Below are 25,387 nucleotides of genomic sequence, written 5' to 3' on the forward strand. Positions count from 1 at the left end.
TCCTAGATACTCATAGCTTCCTTCTATTTCTGCAAATCTTCACCGATAATTCGAACCTCACGTTCTAATTGAACACCGAATTTTTCTTTAACGGTTGCCTGAACGTGCCGGATTAAATCAATATATTCCTGTGCAGTAGCTTCATCCTTATTTACAATAAATCCTGCGTGCTTTAGAGATACTTGGGCTCCACCTATTTGCTGTCCTTGAAGACCACTATCTTGAATTAACTTGCCTGCAAAATATCCTGGTGGACGCTTAAATACACTACCACAGGAAGGATATTCTAATGGCTGTTTCGATTCACGTTTAAATGTTAGATCATCCATTACTGCTTTAATTTCTTGATAATTACCTTCTTTTAACGAAAAAGTTGCCTCTAAAACAATATATCCATTGGCTGGAATGTTACTTGAGCGATACTCTAAATCCAACTTATCTGCCGCTAATGTAAGCAAATTACCTTGTGGATCTACTACTATTGTGCTCTCAAGCACATCCTTTATTTCCCCACCATAGGCTCCTGCATTCATATATAATGCTCCACCTACAGAGCCAGGGATACCACAGGCAAACTCTAATCCGGTTAACGTTTTTTTAAGGGCCAATCTAGAAACATCAATGATGCGCGCACCACTTTGCGCAATTATTTTTGTTCCTTCTGTATTAATGGAGGTTAATTTATTTAAATTCATGACAATGCCACGAATTCCACCATCCTTAACGATTAAATTAGAACCGTTTCCTAGCAAGGTAAACTTAATATCTTCTTTATTTGCAAGTTGAACAATTTCTTGTACTTGTTTGTAAGTTTCTGGTGTTACAAAAAAGTCAGCATTGCCACCGAGACGTGTATACGTATGGTTTTTCAATGGCTCATTCACCAATACATTTTCTGATGAAGTGATACCGACTAGTTTTTCGTACATTTGATGATTTGCCACTAAAAATCATTCCTTTACATTCCATGTAAATATTTAGCTATCTGTTATATTGTAAGGCATGTAGCCCATTCTTGTCATTAGAAAACTAAGCTGGTCACCCAGTCTTACGGATAAAACCAGTTGTATTTATACGATAAAGTTTATGCTTTCTTACCTTCCTAGTAAACAAATAATTATATCTATACTCGCCTACTTTATTTATATGTTTGATCAGTCAAAGGTTTACTAACCTGGTTTACAAGTGTTTTTTGCTTAAGTATGAACCAAGTAAAGTAAGCTGCTATCAAAGCCAAAACCACTTTCACAAACAATAGTGGTATAACGAAAAAAATTGTATATAGCATGGATACCCATAATACGGTGACCCCCATCACTTTTGCTTTAAGGGGGATACCTTTACCTTCGCGATAATTTTTAATATATGGGCCAAAATATTTATTGTTAATTAACCATTGATACAAGCGTTCGGAACTACGTATATAACAAGCTGCTGCCAATAGTAATAAGGGCGTTGTTGGAATCAATGGGAGAAAAATACCAACTATACCTACTCCTAAAGAAAGCGAACCACTACCAATTAATAAGATTTTTTTAAGATAATTCATTTTTAACACCAGTTTCATGTGAAATCGTATAGTATTATTATACCTATTTCCCCACTGTTTCCTCGCTATAGATCCGACATTTATTTGACAGTTTGTTGGAGTTGTTGTATCGAGTGAAACTCCGGTTTTTGTTCATCAAATGTTGTTATATATGAAAATCCAATGGATTCAAGAAGTTCTAAAGATGAATTAAATTCATAGGCAAGTGTTGCTTCCACATGAGAGTCTGATCCCAATGTAATAATTTCACCACCTAATTCTTTATATAAAGTAAGGATATCCGTACTCGGCATCGCCCTATGTAAGCCATAACGATAACCTGACGTATTTACTTCGATCCCTTGTCCTCTTGGAATAATTTCCTTAAAAATCTCTGATATAACTTCCTTAAAATCATTATTCGGAATTTCGTCCGTATAGCGTTTCACCAAATCTAAATGACCTAATACATTAAATAAATCATAGTTTTTCACACAGTATAATAGCTCTTCATAATACGTTAAAAATGCCTCGTCTACTGTTTTAACTTTAAAATAGTTACCAGAATGAAGAGCTTTTTTCTCTACTGTATGCATGGAGCAAATAATAAAATCAAACTGCTCTTCTACAATAGTGGAACGATAGTTATCCAGTAAATACGGCTGAACCCCGATTTCCACGCCTTTTTTAATAGAAATTTTATTCCTATATTGTTGTTGCACCTCTCTAATTTTACATTCATAGTCCTTAAAATTCAGTTCGAAGTCTATCGTTGGATCTGGATATTCATAATCAATATGTTCCGTAAAACATATTTCCTTTAATCCAATTTCAATTGCTTTCTCAATTGTTTTTTCCATAGGAGTCTCACAGTCTGCTGAAAAGTTGCTGTGAATATGATAATCAAACATGATAATTTCCCCCTTAGTATTGACATATGTCTCCTTAACTACTAGAATACTATATAACTTTAGTTAGATAAAGTGATAAAGCAATAAAGTTTTTGGTTACTGAAAGGAGCAACATATGCGACCCTATGTACATAACCCACGACTGGATTTAAATGTTGTTGAATTTAAAAAAAAAGAAAAGGTGATTAATCTTCTTAAGAAACGTTTTTTCACTTACGGTTATCAGCAAATTCAAACTCCAGCGTTTGAACCGTATGATTTATACACCTCTGTTATAGGAACGATTCATCAGGATGACATGATTAAAGTTGTTGATCGAACAGGGCGTGTACTAGTCCTACGGCCAGATATTACAATTCCAATTACTCAGCAAGTAGCTAAGCGTTCAAACAAAATAGCCGATCAACTACGGTATTTTTATGTGTTAGATGTATTCCGACAAACGTTTAATCCATTTTCCGATTATGAAAGAACACAAGCTGGGGTAGAGTATTTTGGAAACAATGAGACTGATTCTGATGCAGAGGTTATTGCACTAGCTGCTCATATTTTACAAGATTTGAAGGTTGGTAAATTTACAATTGAAATTGGTCATGCTGGATTTTTCAAAGATGTATTAGAGCTTTTATCTTTATCACAAGAAGAAACGGAACAATTTAAACAATTGATTCAGGCTAAAAACATTCCGGGATTGATTCAATTTCTTAATCAATTAAACATAGAACCATCAATTCAAAACACGATTAAAGAAATACCATTATTGTATGGACCTCCTAGTGAAGTTATTGAACGAACAAAACAAATGACATTAAGTGAGAATATGCAAGCAAGAATCCAATCACTAGAAGAAATTTATAACTTATTGAAAGTCTACCAATGCGAGAAAAATATTGTTCTAGATTTAGGATTAATCAACCATATGGATTACTATTCAGATGTTATTTTTCAAGGATTTATTAATAGTATAGGTAAACCTGTCTTATCCGGTGGAAGATATGACCGATTAGCTGATCAATTCGACGCATCTATTCCGGCAATCGGCTTTGCATTTGATGTGGATCTTTTAGTAGAACACGAATCAGAGGGTAATCCACATAACAAACTAGATTTTTTAATTGTATATGAGCCTTTGAAACGAATGGAAGCTTTATCAATTGCACAAGTATTACGAAGGCAATCATATCGCGTGCTCATACAATTTCCCCATAACGATGTGCGTACTGAGTCAACATGTATCTTACAATTAAATAGCAAGGAAAACTTTCTTATTACGAAAAATGAAACTAGTAATTTTAAAGACGTGGAAGAACTTTTAGAAATCTTGGCCTTTGTTAAAGGGATTCTTGAATAGAGTTCATTGCTTTTTTAGAAGCTCTTATACTCCCAGAGTACATGCCTTTATGGCAAAATCCTTAGTTACACTTATGCAGGATAGGAACGTTTATACTTTCCTATCTACCAACAAAAAATAGAGAACCTCGGAGGAGGAATGCAATTGGAATCCATTACACTTGCTTTAGCTAAAGGAAGAACATCAAAAAATTCCATTTCACTTTTACAAATGGCAGGCTATCATTTTGATGATTTTGATGAGGATACAAGAAAGCTCGTTTTCGATGATCACCATAAACGTATGAAGCTTATCTCTGTAAAAGCAGTTGATGTACCTACGTATGTTGAAAAAGGGGCTGCTGACATCGGTATCGTTGGAAAGGACAACATCTTAGAAGCGCAGTCCAATATTTATGAATTATTAGATTTAAGCTTTGGAAAATGTAAATTTGTAGTAGCAGGAATGAGTAAAACATTACAGTACAAATCCAGGTTAATCGTTGCTTCTAAATATCCGGTTGTGGCTCAAAACCACTTTGAAGCAAAAGGGGTACCAATAGAAACGATCAAGCTTAATGGTTCTGTCGAATTAGCCCCTCTGATTGGCATGGCAGATGTAATCGTAGATATCGTTGAGACTGGTAGAACACTACGTGAAAATGGATTATCGATTATCGAAGAAATGGACGACATTAGTACAAGATTAATTGTAAATAAAGCTAGTTTTGCTACCAAAACAAATGCAATTGAGCAATTTATAACAAAAATAAAAACCGTACTGGAGTGATGGAAATGAAAATCATGACTGCTTCACAGTTCACCCAAACCAATACCTCTTCTCCATCTGTACAAGATAAACAACTAGATCAAACGGTATTAGAAATACTTAAACATGTTCAAATAAATGGGGATAACGCTTTATTCGCCTACACAGAAAAATTAGATGGAGCTCAATTAGACAATCTACTTGTTTCAGAGGAAGAATTTTATGAAGCTATGGAGCTTGTAGATGAGGAATTTGTTACGGCTTTAAACCAAGCAAAAGATAATATTACCGCCTATCATAGCCTACAAATAGAAAAATCATGGTTTACAGAATTAGAAAATGAAGTTGTTTTAGGACAAAAAATCACTCCCATTGAAAGGGTGGGTATATATGTTCCTGGAGGTAAAGCAGCTTACCCCTCTACTGTCCTGATGAATGTTATTCCAGCTCAACTTGCAGGGGTAAAATCTCTTTCCATCACTACGCCTCCAAATCAAAATGGAAAGGTTAATCCATATGTTTTAGTTGCAGCACGAATTACAGGGGTAAAAAGAGTGTATAAAATTGGAGGTGCTCAGGCTATAGCTGCCCTAGCATATGGAACCGAAACTGTAGAGAAGGTAAATAAGATTGTTGGTCCAGGGAATGTTTACGTGGCACGAGCTAAAAAGTGGGTATATGGGGATGTTGCCATCGATATGATAGCTGGCCCAAGCGAGATCTGCATTATAGCAGATGAAACAGCAAGCCCTCGCTTTATTGCTGCTGATCTCCTCTCACAAGCAGAACATGACGAGGAAGTAAGGGCAATTTGTATTACTACTAGCCAAGAAGTTGCTACAAAAGTTGCTGATGAAGTTGAACGCCAATTAACAGATTTAGAGCGAAAGCAAATTGCGGAAACAGCCATACGTAATAACGGATATATCATTGTAGCAGAAACTCTTATAGAAGCTTTCGAAGTCGCAAATGAGATTGCACCTGAGCATTTACAACTGATGATTAAAAATCCAAACGAACAGCTAAGATACGTTCAACATGCAGGGGCTATCTTCTTGGGAAATTATTCTCCCGAACCACTTGGGGATTATTTTGCAGGACCAAACCATACGCTGCCAACTAGTGGTACAGCGAAGTTCTCTTCCCCACTTGGCGTTTATGATTTCATGAAAAAATCTAGTATTATTAACTATTCTCAAAAGGCATTACTACAAGCTGCAGATCAAGTCATAAAACTAGCAAATACAGAAGGTTTGTCAGCACATGCCAATTCCATTCAAATCAGAAAGGATGATCATCATGCGTAGTTATTCCGCTTCTAGAAAAACAACTGAAACCAATATTAGTTTAGACTTTTCCATTGATGGAAATGGTAATGCCACTATCGAAACAGGTGTAGGTTTTTTCGATCATATGCTCATTCTATTTACAAGACATGGACTTTTCGACTTAACGATCTCCTGTCAGGGTGATCTTGACGTTGATCAACACCATACTGTGGAGGATATCGGTATTGTACTTGGGCAAGCTTTTGCAAAAAGTATTGGTAACAAAGAAGGCATTAATCGATATGCAACGATAAATACGCCAATGGATGAAGCCTTATCTTCTGTAACAATCGATATTAGTGGACGCCCTTATCTCGTTTTTCATGTGGAAGGTATGAAAGATAAAATAGGTAATTTTGATACAGAATTAGTAGAAGAGTTCTTCCGTGCTTTTGTGAATCAAGCAAATATTACCTTACATATCAATTTAGAATATGGTAAAAACAGCCACCATATAGTTGAATCCATTTTTAAAGGATTTGGAAGAGCCTTAGATGAAGCTAGCAAAAAAAATCCACGTATTCAAGGTATTCCTTCTACAAAAGGTATCTTATAAGACGAACAACAAAGGAGTATACGGATGATTGCAATAATCGATTATGGTGCGGGCAATATTAAAAGCTTGCAATTTGCACTAACAAAACTAGGCTATGAATCTTATTTAACAACTGATCAAGGTGAGATTAGAAATAGTAATGCCATTATTTTACCAGGGGTTGGGGCATTTGAGGATGCGATGACGGCGTTGCACAAGGCTGATTTAGTGGAAGTAATAAAGGATGAGGCAAACAATGAAAAACCGCTTCTCGGAATCTGTCTAGGCATGCAACTTCTCTATGAAACAAGTAATGAAGATGGTCTTTCGAATGGCCTAGGCTTATTAAATGGTCATATTGAGCGAATTAACAATTGCGTGAAAGTTCCTCATATGGGATGGAATACCTTATCTCTACACCGGGATAGTACCATCACGTATCAGCTTCCTAGTGAGGCATATGTATATTTTGTTCACTCTTACTTCGCAACTAATATTAATGAAAGTGAACTAATTAGTAGTACCAATTATGGTGGCTTAATTCCTGCTATTGTACGAAAGAATAATATTATTGGAATGCAGTTCCACCCAGAAAAAAGTGGTAGTACAGGGCTTCAGCTCTTAAAAAACTTTGGGGAGATGATATCATGATTCTTTTTCCAGCAATAGACATTCGAGGCGGTAACTGTGTTCGATTGACTCAAGGAGATTATAACAAAGAAAAGATTTATAGCGATTCCCCCATAGAGATAGCACAAAAATGGAAAGAGAAAGGTGCATCAGCTTTACATTTAGTAGATTTAGACGGTGCCAAAACCGGAAAAGCCATAAATCAATCAGTTATCAAACGAATAGCTAAAAACACATCGATTCCTATTCAAGTCGGTGGTGGAATTCGTTCCTTAGAACGCATTGAAACGTATTTATCATCTGGAATTGCTCGTGTCATTATTGGTACAGCAGCAATTGAAGATAAGGAATTTTTACAACAGGCTGTTTCAACATTTGGAGATCAAATCGCGATTTCTATCGATGCACGCCATGGATATGTAGCAACGAATGGTTGGAAACAAACGAGTAAAGTCTTAGCATTAGATTTACTAAAAGAATTAGAATCTACTGGGATCAAAACAATAATATACACGGATATATTAAAAGATGGAATGTTAAAGGGGCCAAACTTTACTGAATTAAAAGTGATGAATGAGGCGTCTACCATTAATGTTATTGCCTCTGGTGGCATTTCTAGCAAAGAGGATGTTGAAACATTGCAATCTATGAACCTTTATGGCGCGATTATTGGTAAAGCACTATACGATGGAACACTTTGTTTTGATTCATTATTGGATGGTGAAAAAAATGCTGGCTAAACGAATTATCCCCTGCCTAGATGTTGATCAAGGTCGAGTTGTAAAAGGAAAGAAATTCAAAAACATTCAAGATGTTGCTGATCCTGTTGAAATAGCCAAAAGATACAACAACGAAGGGGCTGATGAGCTTGTATTCTACGATATTACTGCGTCTAATGAAGAGAGAAATATCTTTCTTGATATTGTGGAAAAAGTAGCTGCAGAAATAGCCATTCCCTTTACTGTTGGGGGAGGTATCCGCACCTTGGATGATATTCACAATGTTCTCCGAGCAGGAGCAGACAAAGTCTCTATCAACAGTTCAGCAGTAAAAGACCCTCAGCTAATCAAACGGGCTGCTAAGAGGTTTGGCACTCAATGTATTGTACTCTCTATTGATGCTAAGGAAATAGAATCTAATAAATGGAATGTCTTTATTCACGGGGGGAGGAAAAATACATATCGCGATGCAATTGATTGGGCTATGGCTGGTGAAAAGCTAGGTGCTGGTGAAATAGTTGTTAACTCTATTGATGCAGACGGTGAAAAAAATGGTTATCATTACAATTTAACCAAAAAAATAGCAGATGCAGTGAACATTCCAATTGTCGCAAGTGGAGGAGCAGGATCAATGGAGCACTTTGTACAAATTCTCCAACCAAATATTGCAGATGCAGCACTAGCAGCTTCCGTTTTCCATTATGATGAGATATCAATTCCTGCTTTAAAAGACGCCCTAGCTAATCAAAATATTGTTGTGAGGAGGAATCCATGATGGAGTTACAAGGACCAGCTTTTTCTGTGAATGAGTTAATACCAGCCATTGTACAGGAAGAAACGACTGGTAAAGTGCTAATGCTAGCTTATATGAATGAAGAGGCATACTTGAAAACAATAGAAACAAAGGAAACATGGTTTTTTAGTAGAAAAAGGAAGGAATTATGGAATAAAGGTGCAACGTCAGGGAATAAACAAATCGTAAAGCATATTTCCTACGATTGTGACGGCGATTCCATTCTAGTTCAAGTGAATGCAAAAGGGCCAGCATGTCATACCGGAGAGCAAACATGCTTCTATAACTCCGTTTATGAAAATCATCATTCCTATGTAGATATTATCGAAGAATTGGTCGCCAATATTCGAGATAGACGTGTAAACCCTGTGGACGGATCCTATACGACTTACCTTTTCCGTGAAGGAATCGATAAAGTACTAAAAAAAGTGGGAGAGGAAACGAGTGAAGTAATTATTGGTGCAAAAAATCAAGATAAAGAAGAGTTAACTTGGGAAATTGCCGATTTAACATATCATACACTTGTATTAATGGAAATGACAGGGGTTCGCATTTCAGATATTAAAAAAGAACTCCTTAAAAGACATAACCCTATTAAAGGGAAAGGTGTAGTAAAATGAGTGCATTTTGGAGCGAGATGGTACATCGAACAGAACCTTATGTGCCAGGTGAACAATTAAATGAGGCGAATATCCTGAAATTAAACACAAACGAAAACCCATATCCCCCCTCTCCAAAGGTAGTGGATGCTATTACCAATGAATTGAAACGCAAACTTCATTTATATCCTTCTCCAACAGTGGATGGATTGCGTGAGGAAATTGCGAGATATAACTTCCTGCAAAAGGAGAATGTCTTTGTGGGAAACGGTTCAGATGAAGTATTAGCTTTTTCATTTATGGCTTTTTTTGAACCAGGAAAAAAAATTCGCTTTCCTGAGATCACGTATAGCTTTTACCCTGTATATTGTAAATTGTTCAATATTCCATATGAATTAATACCTGTACAGCGTGATTTTTCTTTACAAGTTGAAGGTTTTTTTCAATCAGAGGGTGGGGTCATCTTTCCTAATCCAAATGCACCGACTAGCATTTATTTATCTATAGAAGCTATAGAGGAAATCATTAAAAACAACTCAAATCAAGTTGTAATCATTGATGAAGCTTATATTGATTTCGCATCTGAATCAGCTGTATCCTTAATTAATACCTATGAAAATCTGCTCATCGTGCAAACCACTTCAAAATCACGTTCATTAGCAGGACTGCGAGTTGGATATGCACTCGGCCATTCAGATTTAGTTGAGGGACTAACACGGATAAAAGACTCGTTTAACTCCTATACCTTAAATCGTCTAGCAATTGCTGGAGCAACAGCAGCCTTTCAAGATACAAATTATTTTATGGAAACAACACAAAAAGTTATCCATACACGGGAATGGGTTACATCCGAGTTAAAGCTGCTAGGGTTTTACGTGTTACCATCACAAGCAAATTTCTTATTTGTAAGTCACTATAAAGTAGTTGCCGAGGATTTATATAAGGAGTTAAAAATGAATAAAATTCTTGTACGACATTTTAATAAAAAACCTATTCAAAATTACTTGCGAATTACAATTGGTAAAGAAAAGGACATGAAGCTATTCATTGCACAATTAAAAACTATTCTACAAAGCTATAATTAAAATTTCAAAAACATCTCCCAGTAATTTGGGAGATGTTTTTATTTAATGATTTATATTAATGTTTCCACTTCAGCTTGCTCCTGTAATTCTTCAAGTTTAGCTTGCAAGAGTTCCGTTTGTTTTTGTTGCATAAGTTGTTGTCTAAGTGTATCTTTTAATTCTTCAAACTCACCGATTCCTTCTCCGTTTTGTTCCTTTAATTGATCGTAAGTTTCTTTTAATTCTTCATCAGATACTTCCTCAACTGTTAGCTCTTGTTCCATGTACTTGTTAACTGTTAGATTTAACGTTAACTGCTCTTTAAGTTGATCCTCTGTTAGCTGCATCTGTTCTAGATACGCTTCTAATTCTTCCTCTTCAATAGCATCTATTTCGCCTTGAACCTCATCTTCAGTAACATCGATACCTTTTTGTTCCGCTTCCTGTTTCAGCAGTTCTTGTGCTACTAATTCATTGATTGTTTGTTCTTTAACCAATTCACGATCATTCATATCCATTCCATAATTAGCCATGGTCATTTTTGTCTGAGCATAAACTGGATTATATTTAACTCCAGTGACCTCTTTACCATTAACTGTAACAACTACTTCATCTTCAGCAACTTTTTCATCCTCAGTAACTTCAAATTCCTGAGCTGCCTGCTCACCATCACTTGATTCTGGAGCTTCTGGAGCTTCTGCATTCTCTTCATTTCCTTCATCATCACCGCAAGCAACTAAAACAGCAGCTAGTCCTACTGCTACGATTAGTAATAATAACTTTTTCATATGTGAAAACCTCATTTCTTAAATTAGTGTAATCCAATTCAAACATATTTAAGGGGGTAGATTCAAGTCCTGTAAAATGACAATGCATCCGAAATGGGCATGGTTGCACTATTCCAAGGCAGTTTAACATTTATATAACAATTTAACCAAGCCTTTCTTTATTTATGCCACAATTAAAGGCAATCCATAATTGGACTGCCTTAATCACATACCTATTGACCAATAGTTGCATCTATTTCATTTACCATTTCAGCTACAGATATTAATCCTCCGCCAGAAAGGTACCAGAAATCTGGATCCAGGTAAAAAATATTATCATTTTGATAAGCTTTTGTATTTTCCATCAACGTATTTTCTACAATTTGCTCTGCAGATGATTCTCCACCAACTGCTGCTGTTCGATCAATAACATATAATAAGTCTGGATCTTGTTCCTTCACATATTCAAACGTTACATTCATACCATGTGTGGAAGCTTCAATGCCCTCATCTACCGGAGTAACACCGAATACGTCATGAATGATTCCAAATCTTGAATTCGTTCCGTAAGCACTGATTTTATCATCATTTGCAAGGATAATAAGTCCATTTTCTTCTGAGGAAGAAGCCTTGTCATTTAATGAAGCAATTGCCTCATCAATAGTTGAAAGTTCTTCTTCAATCTCATCCTTTTTATCAAAGATTTCACCAACAATGTTCATATTTGTTTTAAAGGACTCCATATAATTTGTTGTATCCACACCTAGATGAATAGTTGGCGCAATTTCCATTAATTGATCATAAAGAGTTGCTTGGCGTCCAGAAATAATTATAAGGTCTGGATCTATTTCTGAGATTTTTTCAAAATCTGGTTCCTTTAAACTACCGATATTCTCATACTCATCACTACCGTATTTTTCTAAATAAGCAGGAATTGTTCCTGATTGTGCTACACCTGCTACATCAATTTCTAATTTATCTAATGTATCCAGAATTCCAAAATCAAATACAACTACTTTTTGAGGATTTTTTGGTACATCAGTTTCTCCTAACTCATGATTAACCGTAACAGTCTCCTCCTGAGAATTAGCATTAGTATCTCCACTGCTTTCTGCTGAACCACAAGCAGCAATGAACAAGATTAATAGACTCATAACTAGTGTAAGTGATAATTTTTTCATTTATACTTAACCCCTTTTCTATATAATTTTTTGGCTGCTTCCTAATAAATTGTTGCTTTTTCAAGGAAGATAGAATGCAACATAACTTTGGAGGAAATTATAGCTTTCTTCCTCTCTTTCGAATCCGAACAATCTAAATCAATAGCAACATACTATGTGAGAAGAGCCTTCATTTTACATGGACAGTAATACTCCATTTCCCCAAAAAATTAACCACTTTTATAGTACAGCTTCTACCAGTCGAGCGCTCCAAACGGGTAGATATGTTTATATTGGTAATGCAATATGATTTACCTAAAGCAAAGTATAAGGTAAACTATAATTAAGTAGTCTTCCTTTATAATGTATTAGCACGTCTGCTAACCATTATAAGGGATTTTTTTATGGTAATTTTTTGGGCATTTTGAAGTACTACCGCCTTTTAGGCGGCAGCTCCCAATCTAGAAGTATACGCATATTTTTCTATCATCAATGTTTTGTATTTCGATATCCATATCATAGATATCCTTTAATACACATTGATCAATAACATCACACGTACGACCCTGCTTTATAATTTTTCCATCTTTTAGTGCAACAATATGATCGGAATAACAAGACGCGAAATTGATATCGTGAATAACTAGGAGAATAGTTTTTCCTAATTCATCCACTAATTTGCGTAATGTCTTCATTATTTGAACAGAGTGTCTCATATCCAAATTATTTAATGGTTCGTCTAGCAAAATATACTCTGTATCCTGTGCTAGAACCATTGCTATATGTGCACGCTGACGCTGTCCTCCACTAAGCTCATCTAAGTATTTATCTTGTATTTCACCAAGCTCCATATACCTGATCGCTTCATCTACTTTTACCCAATCTTCATTTCTTAATTTTCCTTGTGAATAAGGGAATCTTCCAAAAGCAACTAATTCACGGATAGTTAATTTTAAATTAATTGAATTCGATTGCTTTAATATAGAAATTTTCTTGGCAAGTTCATTATTCTTAGTCTTCATTATGTCTTGACCATCAATCGTAATTTCACCATCATCTTTTGCAATAAGTCGACTAATCATCGAGATTAACGTACTTTTCCCAGCACCGTTAGGCCCGATGAATGATGTGATCGTTCCTTTCTCGATGGAAATAGAAACATCATCCACAACCTTTTTCTGGTTATACATTTTAAATACATTTTTAATATCTACCATGATTTATTCTCCTTTAACAAAAGATATATAAAGTACACGCCACCAATAAAGTTGATAATAACACTAATGGTTGTGTCGAACGTAAAGATCTTTTCAACCACAAATTGTCCGCCAACTAAGGCAATAATACTGATAAAAACAGATCCCCATATCACATAAAAATGTCGATATGTTTTCATTAACTCGTAGGATACATTGACAACTAGTAATCCTAAGAATGTGATCGGGCCAATTAAAGCAGTAGAAACTGAAATTAATATGGCAACAATAACAAGTAGTCGTTTTACTATATAATCATACGGAACACCTAAATTAACTGCATGTTCTTTCCCTAGAGCCATTACATCTAGATATTTATAAAAACGCATAAAGTAAATCAAGGCTGCAACAATGATGATGATGGAAATATACACTAAATCTGTATTTACATTATTTACACTTGCAAACATACGGTCTTGTGCAACCATGAACTCATTTGGATCAATAAGAACTTGCATAAAATCTGTAAAGCTACCAAAAAAGGTTCCAAGTATCATCCCTATCAATAATAGGAAGTAGATATTATTCTTTTCTCCTCTAAATAGGAAACGATATAGTAACAATGAGAATAAAACCATGATTCCAATTGAGACTAAATAGTTAATATTGCTACTCATCATAACGAGAGAATTAGCACCGAAAATAAAAATGATAAACGTTTGAACTAATAAGTATAACGAATCAAGTCCAAGGACGCTTGGCGTTAAAATTCGGTTATTAGTAATCGTCATAAAAATCGTAGTGGAAAAAGCAATTGCACCACCTGTTAAAACAATAGCTACAACCTTAATAATTCTTCTAGGTAGGATATAACCAATATTTCCACGTAGATCATAAAAAATATAAAGCATTGCTAGTAATATAGCGATTATTGCTAGGATAATCGTTTTTTTCTTATAGCCCATATTTCTTTCTCCTCAATAATAGATAGATAAATATTCCACTACCTATCACACCAACTGTTAAACTAATTGGAACTTCATATGGATAGATAATCAATCTACCAATAATGTCACAGAATAAGACAAAAACTGCTCCTAGCAATGCAGTATGTATAATTGACTTTTTCAAATGGTCTCCACGATAAATAGTTACGATATTTGGAATGATTAAACCTAAGAAAGGAATAACCCCAACTGTAAGTACAACTGATGCTGTAACAAGCGCAACAATAATTAATCCTAAGTTAACCACTTGCCGATAATTCAGCCCTAAGTTTTTGGAAAAATCCTCTCCCATCCCTGCAATTGTAAATTTGTTTGCATAGAAGAAAGCTAACGCTAAGATTGGGATACTTACATATAAAAGTTCATAATTTCCACTCATAATCATGGAAAAATCTCCTTGCATCCACGAAGACATGTTTTGAATTAAGTCATTTCGATAAGCAAAGAAGGTTGATATAGAGCTGATAATATTTCCAAACATTAGACCAACCAGCGGGATGAATATAGCATCTTTAAATTTGATTTTATCTAGTATTTTCATAAAAATGAATGTACCTATAAGAGCAAATGCAAAGGATACAAGCATTTTCTGAAATGGACTTGCTGCTGTAAACATCATCATGGAAACAAGAATTCCTAATCTAGCAGAATCTAAAGTCCCAGCTGTTGTTGGAGAAACAAATTTGTTTCTACTTAATTGTTGCATGATTAGACCACAAATACTCATACTCATACCAGCAATCAAGATACTTACCAATCTTGGCAATCGACTTACCAATAAGATTTGCGCTTGATCCTCTGTTAAATGAAACAAATCTAGAGGAGATACATTCGAAACACCAATAAAAACGGATGCAAAAGAAAAAGTAATAAGTATTAAAACCAAATATCGTATTTTCATAAAAAACCTCAATCATTATCAATAATAATTATTATTTGAGTTCTATTCTAATTAATAATGATATTCATTATCAATTAGAACTATAGTTTGAGTATAGCATATATGTGACTTACGTCAACAAAAACAACCTGTCATATTTCTACAATTTTGTGAATTTACTATATGGTGATATCCTAATAGTTTAATCCTTTAATGAAACAGGTTACCTCAATTAAAAAAGCTTATTGAGAACAACCATCTCAATAAGCTTTGGAACTAATCTTCTTCAACACATCCATCATCTGTGCAATAGGTAGTCTTTGAGGTTTTAGGGTTTAAGGATTGTAATGCTGGTTTCTCACGTTCTTCTTCCCAAACCTTTTCCAATACTTCTGCAAATACCTCTAGAGGTTGTGCTCCTGAAACAGCATATTTTTCATTAAATACGAAAAACGGAACACCTTGAACTCCTATTTGTCTAGCCGTATCTTCATCTTCTCTTACACGTGACGCATATTTATCCGAATTCAATACAGATAATACTTCTTCTTTACTTATCCCAACTTCTTCGGCTAAATTAGCTAATGTTGTTGTATCACTAACTAATTGTCCTTCCGTAAAATAGGCATGTAATAATCTTTCCGTCATTTCTTTTCCCTTGCCTTGACGTTGGGCATACTTAGCTACACGATGCGCATCAAATGTGTTGGTGTGCTGCATGGTATCAAAATTATACGTTAACCCTACTTCTGCTGCCTGCTTTCCTACATTCTCATTCATGCTCTTAGCTTTTTCAACCGACATTCCATATTTACCAGCTAATAATTCGTGAATACTTTTATTAGGATTAATTTCTGCATTCGGATCTAACTCATAACTTTTATATTCAACTGTAACGTGTTCTTTATTAGTAAATTTATCTAATGCCTGTTCTAATCTCCGTTTTCCAATATAACAAAACGGACAAACAAAATCTGACCATACTTCTATCTTCATACTTGCACCTCTCTTTTGACATCATTTTAGCATAATGTCACTTCGGATGAATATTTTTCTGCCTAGTCATTTTTTCCTAGTGAATATCTTTATTTACATACCTTCCATAATCAGGTACAGCTACTTGATCAAATGTTTGTTTAAGCTCATTTAATCCTTCTTCAAGCGCCTTCCCTGTCATCGCCTGACCATGTCCGGGTATTACAGTAACCGGATTAAGATCAGCCAACACCTCGACTGACTTTTTTGCTGCCTTCCAATCTGTAGTTAAATATCGTGGTGGACCATGAACCTCTGGTTGTTGTGTTAATACCTTATAAAAGGAATCCTGGCGAACCGTTATAAAAGCATCACCTGATAGCAGAAGGGAGTCAGATTCTCTATAGAAAGACACATGACCAGGCGTGTGGCCAGGTGTATGAACCCATTTCCAATCTGATAAGCCAGGAACCTGATGATTTGTTGGTAACGGCTTTACATACGGACCTACATTAATCGGTTCATTCGGATACATAGCAGAAATTTTAGCTAACATTCCACCTTCTACTGTTATATCTGGCTCTGGATAACGTTTCTTACCTGTTAAATAAGGAAACTCAAGCTCATGTGCATAGATGGGTATTTGCCACTCTTTAACCAATTCAACTATAGTACCTACATGATCAAAATGTCCATGAGTTAACATAATAGCTTCTGGCTTGCTCCCTTCTCCAAAGCGATCAGCAATAACTCCTTTTATTTCTTCCGTTGACCCTGGTAAACCTGCATCAACTAATATCCACTTGTCCTTACTAGGATTTCCGATAAAAATAATATTTACGATCTGATCCGTATAATAATAAACATCAGACGATATTTCTTGACCAGTTCTACTCGCAACTGACGTCATAGGAATAAATTTATGATCATCACTTTTGTGTATATCTTTTTCCATTACTTATCACCTTCTTTATGGTTAGTATTTGAAACGAAATCAAAATTAAACAAATAAAAAGAGCTACAGCATAATAGCTTAGCTCTTAACAAAACTTGGCTCTTACCAACCCTTTATGGCAACGGCCTTCAATATAATTATACTTACTGATCTGTAAGTAAAGATCTTCCCATTATTTCCACTCTATTTGTATTTTTTAGTTCGTTGAGATCCTTTGCCCCAATTCCAAACATGGTTATCTTCATTTCAAATTCTATTTGTTCCATTACTCGATTCACTTCTTCAGCTGATTCTGTTGCTGCTTGTAACAAGGATCTTGCAAACCCAATCATATCAGCTCCAATCGTAATGGCTTTCGCAGCGTCTAGACCTGTTTTCATTCCACCACTAGCCACAATTGGTACATCAGCTATATTGCTTCTAACAGAAACGATACAGTCTTTAGTAGGAATGCCCCAGTTGTTAAATGCTTCTGCCGCAGCTTTTCTTAAAGGATCCTTTGACCTAAGCTTCTCCACCTGACTCCAAGATGTTCCCCCTGCTCCTGCAACATCGATATAAGAAACTCCAGCATCATATAACTTTCGTGAAACCGTACCGTCAATTCCGAATCCAACTTCTTTAACCCCTACTGGTACAGATAGCTTTCTACACACTTCCTCAATTTTGGGTAACAGATCTTCGAAGTTTAAATCACCTTCATCTTGGATAATTTCCTGCAAACTATTTAGATGCAGGTAAAGTGAATCTGCTTCCGTTAAATCAACAAGTTTTTGCGCCTCTTCTACACCATATCCATAATTTAATTGTACAGCTCCTAAATTTGCAATTAATGGAACGGTTGGTGCTTGTTTTCTAATTAAAAAGGAATCTTGATGCTTATCCCCTTCTAATATTGCTCTTGTTGATCCAAGTGCGATTGCCCAACGTCTTTGTTCAGCAGCCAATGCTAGGTTTTGGTTAATTTTTTCGGCTAATTCCGATCCACCAGTCATAGAACTTACTAAGAATGGAGCATGTAATGACTTATTTAAAAAACTAGTCTCTAAACTTATATCATGAAAATTTATTTCCGGTAATGCATTATGTATAAATGATATACCTTCTAGACCAGTTGATTTATTTACACCCTCTACATGATCTGTCAAACAAATACGAATATGTTCTGTTTTACGTCTATTAATTCCTTCTTCCGCCATTTCTTCACATCCTAATCCTATATATTTAAAAGCAATAGTTGCTAATTTTCTTCCCTATGGTTCCTTCTTTAGAAAATTTGGCATTCGCCAAGTCTTATGGTGAAGGCCTTAGTTGCACTTATGCAGGATAGGAAAGTTATACTTTCCTATCTGCAAAGGTAACAATATATACACCTATTATTACCATTATCATACCAAGAATTTAGTTAAATGTAATGGGAGAACCAAAAAATGCTGAATTTAACACTCCTACAAATAATGTAATGGGATTCCACAGCAAGGTAGCTTAGCCCGACATCAATGCCGTCATACCATAACCGATGAGTTACCGTTTTGACTTTTCCGATAAGCTTTTGGGCTCTCATAACGCTGATGAGTTACCGTTTTTGTGTTTTCGATGAGCTTTTGGGCACTCATAACGTTAATGAGTTACCGTTTTTGTGTTTTCGATGAGCTTTTGGGCTCTCATAACATCGATGAGTTACCGTTTTTGAGTTTTCGATGAGCTTTTGGGCTCTCATAACGCTGATGAGTTACCGTTTTTAAGTTTTCAATTTTCTAATATCCAATTAAAAACACGCAACCTATTAATTGCGTGCTTCCTTTGGAAAAATGGTATAGCTGAAACTAATTATAAAATCAATTATCAATACAAATGACCATAATTGAAATGTCCGGAACAATGCCTCTGTTTGATGTGTATGATTAATAAATAATATGATTCCTATTAAAATTGTTCCACCTATTATATAGGAAAGTAAATGACGATACCAACCTTCCTTTCTTGCCTGGCGTATTCTTTCCCATATTTCTTCTCTTTAACAGGTTTTTCCCCAGTCGAAAACCGGTATTTAAATTGTTCGTCTGCCCATTTAATCATTCGATGACCAAAAGCAATACTTACACCAATGTATATTGCCGCTATTCCATGAAGTGTGGAAGCAACTGCACCATTTCTTAAATCGATTACTGTAGCAACGAGAAGTAATATATCGACAATTGGTGTGCAGATTAACAATATAGCACTAAGCTTGTTTTTTCTAAAAATATACCTAGCAACTAATCCAGCTAAAACAAATATCCAAAATCCAATTTCACAAGCAACGATTAACCACCCTATCATTCTCCCGCCCCCTTTTTAATACATCTGTATTAAATAATATCAAACTAATTAAAATAATACAACTGTGTTATAATGATACTATGCCAAAAATAGTTGATCACGAAAAACGTAAAATTAAAATAGCAGAAGCTACTTGGAAGGTCATAGTGGAAGATGGACTTGAACATGCAACAGTAAGGAAAATTGCAAATGCATCTGGGATGTCTGTAGGTTCCTTACGTCATTATTTTCCCTCACAGTCAGAGCTTCTTTTATTTTCCATGGAATTAGTCTCTGAACGAGTAAAACAAAGGGCGATTCATAAAAAATACGAAGGACCGCCATTGGAGATGCTAATGGATGCACTCTGTGAACTTTTGCCGATTGACGAGGATCGAACAATTGAAATGGAGGTATGGTTTGTCTTTTCTGCAAAAACACTCGTCGATTCCAAACTTGAAGCATTGAACGAAAAGGTTTATCTCGAAATGAATAAAGGTATTGGTAATGTCGTTCAGATGCTTCAGACTCTAAAACTTGCAAAAGATGACTTAAATCCTAGCATTGAAATCGATCGCTTACATGCATTAATTGATGGACTATCCTTACACCACCTATTACATCCAAAAACCTTCACAAAAGACAGAATGATCCATACATTAAAATACCACTTACAATCACTATGTAAGTAGGTTTTTAAGAAAGGGGTAAGGTATAGTGAAAGAAAAAGCTAAAGATTTCGCTGAAAAAGCACATCACGGTCAAAAGCGAAAGAATTCAGATGTTCCTTACATTACACACCCTATACGTGTGGCAAAACGTCTAGAACGAGCTGGCTTCTCAGAAGAACTTATTTGCGCTGGTTATCTACATGACGTAGTCGAAGATACAATATACGAAATAGAGGATATTCAAAAAAACTTTGGCTCTAGAGTTGCCGAATTAGTAGCAGCTCATACGGAGGATAAATCGAAGTCTTGGCAAGAACGTAAGCTGCACACCATTGATACGATCAAACATGCTGAAAAAGAAGTGAAATTTTTAATTGTTGCAGATAAGTTAGATAATTTACTTGGGTTAGAAATTGATCTTAAAGAACAAGGTGACGTTGTATGGGAAAAATTTAATGCGGGAATCGACAAACAAAAGTGGTACAACCAATCCATCGCTAAGTATATGTACCATGGAATTGATAAAAAGGATACACCAGATTATTTTGTTGAATTTGAAGAAGCTGTTCAACGTGTATTCCATTAAGAGCAACGGAAGCGTATGAACTGCGCCTGTGCAAAGTGTCGATATTAATTGGACATTCCTACGTAGGAGATTAGATGAACATTACTTTCCGCCAGCAATGGAGGTAAGTAATAGTGAATCTTATGCTGGAAGCGAAAAGGAAACATGCCCTTGATAGGGGTATGCCGACGTTGGGCCCTGCAGCCGGACGTGGCTGTTCCTGTAAATGGATCAAACGAAGCCCAATTTTTATACTTATAACTATTTAAAAATCTCCCCCAATAATTAGGAGGAGATTTTCTGTATTTATTTCAATTTATATTTCTCTTGCCTAGATTTCTTTACCTTTTTCCACTTATTTTTTTCTTCGATATGTAATTTCTTATCCTGTTTTCTCTTTTCAAAAGCAATTTCCCGTTTTAGCTTTAAATAACTACGATAACGGCCTAATGATAGTTCCCCTTGTTCTATAGCCTCTTGGACACGGCAGCCTGGTTCTGTATCATGTTGGCAATCATTGAAACGACATTCCTTTTCCAACACTTCGACATCCTCAAATGTTGCATCCAAACTAGAGTCAACATCCCACAATTGTAATTCACGCATACCTGGAGTATCAATTAACAATGCCCCATTAGGAAGCATAAACATTTCACGGTGTGTAGTTGTATGACGGCCTTTACTATCCTCTTCACGAATATCATTTGTTAATTGAACTTCTTTACTTAATAATGTATTGACCAAAGTAGATTTACCTACACCTGAAGAACCTAGTAAAGCAGCAGTTTTCTTAGGGAGAAGGTGTTCCCACATCTCTTCAATACCTTCACCCGTTATATTACTTACCGTAATAATAGGAACCCCTATTGCTACATTCTCTACTTCAGATAAAGCAAGTTCTAATTCATCTAAAGAACATGTATCCTTTTTGGTCAACACAATAATAGGCTTCGCACCACTTTCATATGCCAACAAAATATATCGCTCTATTCTTCTTACATTTAAATCCTGATTTATAGAATTTACAATAAAAACGGTATCAATATTTGCTGCGATAATTTGAGCGTCTGTCCTTAAACCTGCAACTTGCCGGACGAATTTACTTTTACGAGGCAATATTCGTTTAATTACTGCTTTTTGCTCATCAACTAATTTTTGAACCTCTACCCAATCACCGACAGCTGGAAAGTCAAGCGGGTTTTCTACCTCATTGATAAACTTACCACTTAAATGGCCAATATAATCTAGTGTCCCATCAGAAATTCGATAACTGTTTTTCTGTACGGTAATTACACGAGCTACTAGCTCCGCATTTGTTTGATCAAATTGTTCCCAACCTAGATTTTCTAATTTACGCAATAAATCTTTTCCTCCTTGAGTGTTGGAGGAAGTCCGATTACTCCGACAGTTCCTCCATGATGTTATTTACTGTTATATAACCCAAAAAACGTTTAATTACTGTCATAACACATCACTCCCTTTCATGGATGAACCCTTTTATTAATACTTCTCTTTCTATAATATTACAAAATTCTAAAATGGCAAACATTTTATGTGAAAAAGCACAATTTTTTATAGGAAAATATTACTATTTTTGTCAGATCAAACACATTAATCTAAAAAATATTTTATCATATAGGTACATGATTAATTTTAAGGAGGAGATTAAATGGAAAATAAAGATAGCGAGATCATGCCACAGAACCCAGTACAACATGATTCAGGAGAGGATAAGGATAAACCAGATATTAGCTACATTGATTTCTTGATCCAAACTATTAAGAATCCTGATGGAATTCTAACGAATGAACCCAAAGGCTACCATACTTATGGAATGATAAACATCATCGCCTTTATTGTCTTAGTTATGGTAAATTCACTAGTTGGAAGATTAATAGTAGTTGTACGCTACAATTCAGATTTTGGTAATGTATTTAATTATCTAAGTAGGGGAATTGCTTATCTCGTTGCCATTGCTATTTTGCTTGCTGTTTTTAAGCATTTTGCAAATAAAAATGGTCATACATTCGATTTGAACTTTTTTATGGAGAAATTTGGAGCTCTTTTAATAGTCCCAAGTATTTTTATAGCAGTATCTTTACCTTTAGATGCACTAGATATAACGTTTCACTCATGGATTAACTCCCTTTCATTTACATTTTTATATATTTCTATATTTTTGATTTCATACTTGTTTGTTGCACGAAATAACATACAAACTGCTAGTATATTTGTAATTGGATTCTATCTAGCATACAGACTTATATACTATATTCTCTAAGCAAGAATTATTTGTTAGAAAATGACAAATATGAGATAATAGTCCTACTATTCCAAACTTAAGTAAGGGAAATCATGATAAAAGATTTTGATTCCATCAACCACGAAACATTTATGGGAGAAGCATTAATTGAGGCAAAAAAAGCAGGAAAACGAGGCGACAGACCTATTGGTTCGGTCATTGTCCATAACGATGAAATAATTGCTAGAGGTGCCAATAGCATTGAAACATCTAACAGCAATGTTGCACATGCTGAAATTGAGACCATTAACCAAAATACTGCCTATTTACGCAAGCATGCGAGAGAGTGCATTATTTATTCAACGGTAGAGCCGTGTGTCATGTGTTTATCCACAATTGTCATGGCTAACATTCGTAATGTAGTATTTGCCGTTGAAGATAAGTATATGAACATGAAACCATTTATTGCATCGAATCCTTACATAGAAAAACGTGTTCATAACTATGTTGGTGGAATTTTGGCAGATGAATCCTTAAGGATATTAAAAAAATATTCACCTGAAGCTGCTGAAGTTGTATTACATGGACAAAAAGTGTAGAGATTTCTACACTTTTCTGTAGATAGAAAAGCTCTCTGCATAAGTCTAACTTAAGGCATTCACCATAAAGATTTGGTGAATGCCTTCATTTTTCTAAAATTCCATAGGGCAACATTGATTAAGGTCAAAAATGAATATTGCTAGTTAACAGATAAATGATAAGAAGTCATCTTCTTGTACGGTATTTTCTGCAACAATATTTTTATGAATCTTACCACAAGAAGTACACCGATGAACAATTTGATAACCTTTTTTTGAATGAAAATATACTTCAACAGGTTCCATTAAACCTTTACAAAAACTTGCACGATCACCTGGTTTGTCATCCATATGTTTCGAAAATAAACAATATGGGCAATGGTTTCGAAAGCTACCATTTGTAAGTGGCTCTACCCAAGCTCCACACTGTTCACATTGAAATGCTGTATTTAATATTTTTTTACTCAAGATCCTTTTCCTCCTAGATTTATTTAAAAATCTATGGAGGCAGGGTTCCGTTTCCTTTTCCTCACAAAGTAAGTCCCAGGCTTTACGAAACTAGTGACATGTTCACCGCCTTCCTTTTGAGACCGCGATTACTTCTAGTTCCAGCTTCAATACAGCCTATTTCATCTGTATATCCGAACCACGGCTAGTTTTGTGTCTTTGTACCAGCCACTGTAAGACGGATTTTCATCCACCTTCCACTAGTAAGTGTATGTTTCGTATCACTGGCGTCGGCAGCCGTCCCCTATTCCTGAGTTAAAGCAAAGTCAACGATTGCAATCCTCTCCTTATACACTACCTTTTCTAATGCTACCCTATGTAATTATTTTATCACTATTGCAACCCCCTTTTATAACTAAAAAACGTATGGAATATTAATTTCCATACGTTTCTTGGTTTAGCGTTTATCGTACATTCATTTCATTCGGTTCTGGACCTTTACGCTGATTACGATTAAGTTTTGCCATTTCAGCCATGTCTTCCTTACTCAATTCAAAGTCAAAGACATTAAAATTCTCTTCAATACGCGAAGGTGTAACGGATTTAGGAATGACAATATTCTCGTATTGTAAGTGCCAACGAATAATTACCTGCGCAGGTGTTTTACTGTATTTTTGAGCAATTCCTGTTACAACATCATGATTTAATACTTCTCCACCTTGCATTAAAGGACTCCAAGCTTCTAAATAAATATCATGCTCTTTACAAAAAGCTTTTAATTCAGATTGTTGTAAGTATGGATGGCATTCCACCTGATTAACTGCTGGCACAACATCACATTCGTTCAATAGTCGCTCAAGGTGCTCCACATTAAAATTACAAACACCAATTGCTTTTACTTTTCCATCTTTATATAACTTTTCTAATGCTTTATATGTATCTACATATTCATCAAACTCTGGTGTTGGCCAGTGAATTAAATATAAATCTACATAATCAAGACCTAATCTTTCTAGGCTTGCGTCAAAAGCTTTTAATGTATTCTCATATCCTTGATCACTATTCCAAACCTTTGTTGTAATAAATAATTCTTCACGAGGAATATCTGATGCAGCTAATGCTCGACCGACTCCATTTTCATTTTGATAGACCTTTGCTGTATCAATTGAACGGTAACCAACCTCTAATGCTTTTGCTACAGCTGGCGTAGCTTCTTCATCAGGAACTTGCCATACACCAAATCCAAGCTGTGGCATTTTTAAACCATTGTTTAATGTTACATATTGCATGTATTCTGCACCCTTTCTCTTGTTTAGTGGAATTAGTTTACCATAATGTCGATTCGTTCTCAAAAAATTAGCTCTTCACGTGAAAACATAGCTGTATAAATCTTAGTTTGACTTATAAAGCTTAAGAAAACATGTTCCTTCCTCTTCAA

27 protein-coding genes, 1 pseudogene and 1 other annotated feature are annotated in these 25,387 nt (G+C 35.3%); of the genes and pseudogenes, 13 read left to right on the forward strand and 15 right to left on the reverse strand.

What is annotated here, in order from left to right; translation table 11 throughout:
- Nucleotides 1-23 precede the first annotated feature (23 nt).
- The 3 genes from murB to GMD78_RS15690 all read right to left on the reverse strand — a co-directional run bounded on the left by murB (nucleotide 24) and on the right by GMD78_RS15690 (nucleotide 2,439).
- The gene (gene murB / locus GMD78_RS15680) at nucleotides 24-929 is read right to left on the reverse strand and encodes a UDP-N-acetylmuramate dehydrogenase (RefSeq protein WP_155670053.1); all 906 of its coding nucleotides are present in this window, start codon (nucleotides 927-929) and stop codon (nucleotides 24-26) included.
- A gap of 209 nt (nucleotides 930-1,138) precedes the next feature.
- Complete coding sequence (locus GMD78_RS15685) at nucleotides 1,139-1,549, reverse strand: YbaN family protein (protein ID WP_155670054.1); 411 nt, start codon at nucleotides 1,547-1,549, stop codon at nucleotides 1,139-1,141.
- A gap of 80 nt (nucleotides 1,550-1,629) precedes the next feature.
- Entirely contained in the window at nucleotides 1,630-2,439 is an 810-nt protein-coding gene (locus GMD78_RS15690) for a histidinol-phosphatase HisJ family protein (protein ID WP_155669953.1), read from the reverse strand.
- 115 nt (nucleotides 2,440-2,554) lie between these two features.
- On the opposite strand from GMD78_RS15690, the gene hisZ reads away from it, so the two are divergent.
- From hisZ to hisC, 9 genes are all read left to right on the forward strand, one after another.
- On the forward strand, nucleotides 2,555-3,790 hold the full coding sequence (gene hisZ / locus GMD78_RS15695) for an ATP phosphoribosyltransferase regulatory subunit (protein WP_155669955.1): 1,236 nt from the start codon (nucleotides 2,555-2,557) through the stop codon (nucleotides 3,788-3,790).
- 138 nt (nucleotides 3,791-3,928) lie between these two features.
- Nucleotides 3,929-4,558 carry an ATP phosphoribosyltransferase gene (gene hisG, locus GMD78_RS15700; RefSeq protein WP_343042375.1) on the forward strand — a complete coding sequence of 210 codons (630 nt, stop codon included), beginning with the start codon at nucleotides 3,929-3,931 and terminating at the stop codon, nucleotides 4,556-4,558.
- Between the two features lie 5 nt (nucleotides 4,559-4,563).
- Nucleotides 4,564-5,844, forward strand: a complete 1,281-nt coding sequence (gene hisD / locus GMD78_RS15705) for a histidinol dehydrogenase (protein ID WP_155669959.1) — start codon at nucleotides 4,564-4,566, stop codon at nucleotides 5,842-5,844.
- A complete protein-coding gene (gene hisB, locus GMD78_RS15710; protein ID WP_155669961.1) occupies nucleotides 5,837-6,421 on the forward strand; it encodes an imidazoleglycerol-phosphate dehydratase HisB in 585 nt (194 codons plus the stop codon). The genes hisD and hisB overlap by 8 nt, the downstream gene beginning before the upstream one ends.
- A gap of 24 nt (nucleotides 6,422-6,445) precedes the next feature.
- Nucleotides 6,446-7,051 carry an imidazole glycerol phosphate synthase subunit HisH gene (gene hisH, locus GMD78_RS15715; RefSeq protein WP_155669963.1) on the forward strand — a complete coding sequence of 202 codons (606 nt, stop codon included), beginning with the start codon at nucleotides 6,446-6,448 and terminating at the stop codon, nucleotides 7,049-7,051.
- Nucleotides 7,048-7,770 (forward strand): 1-(5-phosphoribosyl)-5-[(5-phosphoribosylamino)methylideneamino]imidazole-4-carboxamide isomerase, encoded by a 723-nt coding sequence (hisA, locus tag GMD78_RS15720; RefSeq protein WP_155669965.1) that lies wholly within the window; start codon nucleotides 7,048-7,050, stop codon nucleotides 7,768-7,770. Before hisH ends, hisA begins: the two co-directional genes overlap by 4 nt.
- Nucleotides 7,760-8,524, forward strand: coding sequence for an imidazole glycerol phosphate synthase subunit HisF (hisF, locus tag GMD78_RS15725; protein ID WP_155670055.1), 765 nt, complete (start codon nucleotides 7,760-7,762; stop codon nucleotides 8,522-8,524). The genes hisA and hisF overlap by 11 nt, the downstream gene beginning before the upstream one ends.
- Nucleotides 8,521-9,162 (forward strand): bifunctional phosphoribosyl-AMP cyclohydrolase/phosphoribosyl-ATP diphosphatase HisIE, encoded by a 642-nt coding sequence (gene hisIE / locus GMD78_RS15730; RefSeq protein ID WP_155669967.1) that lies wholly within the window; start codon nucleotides 8,521-8,523, stop codon nucleotides 9,160-9,162. Before hisF ends, hisIE begins: the two co-directional genes overlap by 4 nt.
- Nucleotides 9,159-10,226 carry a histidinol-phosphate transaminase gene (gene hisC, locus GMD78_RS15735; RefSeq protein WP_155669969.1) on the forward strand — a complete coding sequence of 356 codons (1,068 nt, stop codon included), beginning with the start codon at nucleotides 9,159-9,161 and terminating at the stop codon, nucleotides 10,224-10,226. The genes hisIE and hisC overlap by 4 nt, the downstream gene beginning before the upstream one ends.
- A gap of 50 nt (nucleotides 10,227-10,276) precedes the next feature.
- Here hisC and GMD78_RS15740 read toward each other — a convergent pair whose 3' ends face one another.
- From GMD78_RS15740 to GMD78_RS15780, 9 genes and pseudogenes are all read right to left on the reverse strand, one after another.
- The gene (locus GMD78_RS15740) at nucleotides 10,277-10,993 is read right to left on the reverse strand and encodes a SurA N-terminal domain-containing protein (protein WP_196493844.1); all 717 of its coding nucleotides are present in this window, start codon (nucleotides 10,991-10,993) and stop codon (nucleotides 10,277-10,279) included.
- A 212-nt stretch (nucleotides 10,994-11,205) separates the two neighbouring features.
- Complete coding sequence (locus tag GMD78_RS15745) at nucleotides 11,206-12,153, reverse strand: siderophore ABC transporter substrate-binding protein (protein ID WP_155669973.1); 948 nt, start codon at nucleotides 12,151-12,153, stop codon at nucleotides 11,206-11,208.
- Nucleotides 12,154-12,593: 440 nt separating this feature from the next.
- A complete protein-coding gene (locus GMD78_RS15750) occupies nucleotides 12,594-13,349 on the reverse strand; it encodes an iron ABC transporter ATP-binding protein (protein ID WP_155669975.1) in 756 nt (251 codons plus the stop codon).
- Nucleotides 13,343-14,293 carry an iron chelate uptake ABC transporter family permease subunit gene (locus GMD78_RS15755; protein WP_155669977.1) on the reverse strand — a complete coding sequence of 317 codons (951 nt, stop codon included), beginning with the start codon at nucleotides 14,291-14,293 and terminating at the stop codon, nucleotides 13,343-13,345. The genes GMD78_RS15750 and GMD78_RS15755 overlap by 7 nt, the downstream gene beginning before the upstream one ends.
- Nucleotides 14,283-15,236: an ABC transporter permease gene (locus GMD78_RS15760; protein WP_155669979.1), complete on the reverse strand. Its 954-nt coding sequence runs from the start codon at nucleotides 15,234-15,236 to the stop codon at nucleotides 14,283-14,285. The genes GMD78_RS15755 and GMD78_RS15760 overlap by 11 nt, the downstream gene beginning before the upstream one ends.
- A gap of 255 nt (nucleotides 15,237-15,491) precedes the next feature.
- Nucleotides 15,492-16,211: a DsbA family oxidoreductase gene (locus GMD78_RS15765; protein ID WP_155669982.1), complete on the reverse strand. Its 720-nt coding sequence runs from the start codon at nucleotides 16,209-16,211 to the stop codon at nucleotides 15,492-15,494.
- 76 nt (nucleotides 16,212-16,287) lie between these two features.
- Entirely contained in the window at nucleotides 16,288-17,145 is an 858-nt protein-coding gene (locus GMD78_RS15770; protein ID WP_155669984.1) for an MBL fold metallo-hydrolase, read from the reverse strand.
- A 143-nt stretch (nucleotides 17,146-17,288) separates the two neighbouring features.
- Entirely contained in the window at nucleotides 17,289-18,344 is a 1,056-nt protein-coding gene (gene fni, locus GMD78_RS15775; protein WP_155669986.1) for a type 2 isopentenyl-diphosphate Delta-isomerase, read from the reverse strand.
- Between the two features lie 587 nt (nucleotides 18,345-18,931).
- Nucleotides 18,932-19,467, reverse strand: a pseudogene (locus GMD78_RS15780) (2TM domain-containing protein).
- Nucleotides 19,468-19,547: 80 nt separating this feature from the next.
- Here GMD78_RS15780 and GMD78_RS15785 point away from each other — a divergent pair.
- Nucleotides 19,548-20,138 carry a TetR/AcrR family transcriptional regulator gene (locus GMD78_RS15785; RefSeq protein ID WP_155669988.1) on the forward strand — a complete coding sequence of 197 codons (591 nt, stop codon included), beginning with the start codon at nucleotides 19,548-19,550 and terminating at the stop codon, nucleotides 20,136-20,138.
- Nucleotides 20,139-20,163: 25 nt separating this feature from the next.
- Nucleotides 20,164-20,703 carry an HD domain-containing protein gene (locus GMD78_RS15790; protein ID WP_343042376.1) on the forward strand — a complete coding sequence of 180 codons (540 nt, stop codon included), beginning with the start codon at nucleotides 20,164-20,166 and terminating at the stop codon, nucleotides 20,701-20,703.
- A gap of 285 nt (nucleotides 20,704-20,988) precedes the next feature.
- On the opposite strand, the gene rsgA is transcribed toward GMD78_RS15790, so the two are convergent.
- The gene (rsgA, locus tag GMD78_RS15795; RefSeq protein WP_155669990.1) at nucleotides 20,989-22,041 is read right to left on the reverse strand and encodes a ribosome small subunit-dependent GTPase A; all 1,053 of its coding nucleotides are present in this window, start codon (nucleotides 22,039-22,041) and stop codon (nucleotides 20,989-20,991) included.
- Nucleotides 22,042-22,351: 310 nt separating this feature from the next.
- Here rsgA and GMD78_RS15800 point away from each other — a divergent pair, with 310 nt between their 5' ends.
- Both GMD78_RS15800 and GMD78_RS15805 read left to right on the forward strand, forming a co-directional pair.
- Entirely contained in the window at nucleotides 22,352-22,963 is a 612-nt protein-coding gene (locus GMD78_RS15800; protein WP_155669992.1) for a hypothetical protein, read from the forward strand.
- Nucleotides 22,964-23,037: 74 nt separating this feature from the next.
- Nucleotides 23,038-23,523, forward strand: coding sequence for a nucleoside deaminase (locus tag GMD78_RS15805; protein ID WP_155669994.1), 486 nt, complete (start codon nucleotides 23,038-23,040; stop codon nucleotides 23,521-23,523).
- Between the two features lie 144 nt (nucleotides 23,524-23,667).
- On the opposite strand, the gene GMD78_RS15810 is transcribed toward GMD78_RS15805, so the two are convergent.
- Both GMD78_RS15810 and GMD78_RS15815 read right to left on the reverse strand, forming a co-directional pair.
- The gene (locus tag GMD78_RS15810) at nucleotides 23,668-23,970 is read right to left on the reverse strand and encodes an RNHCP domain-containing protein (RefSeq protein WP_155669996.1); all 303 of its coding nucleotides are present in this window, start codon (nucleotides 23,968-23,970) and stop codon (nucleotides 23,668-23,670) included.
- Between the two features lie 83 nt (nucleotides 23,971-24,053).
- Nucleotides 24,054-24,229, reverse strand: a sequence feature (16S ribosomal RNA rRNA prediction is too short).
- Nucleotides 24,230-24,413: 184 nt separating this feature from the next.
- Nucleotides 24,414-25,238 carry an aldo/keto reductase gene (locus tag GMD78_RS15815; protein WP_155669998.1) on the reverse strand — a complete coding sequence of 275 codons (825 nt, stop codon included), beginning with the start codon at nucleotides 25,236-25,238 and terminating at the stop codon, nucleotides 24,414-24,416.
- Nucleotides 25,239-25,387 lie beyond the last annotated feature (149 nt).

The sequence above is a fragment of the Ornithinibacillus caprae genome, from assembly GCF_009728145.1.
GTDB lineage: Bacteria > Bacillota > Bacilli > Bacillales > Amphibacillaceae > Ornithinibacillus > Ornithinibacillus caprae.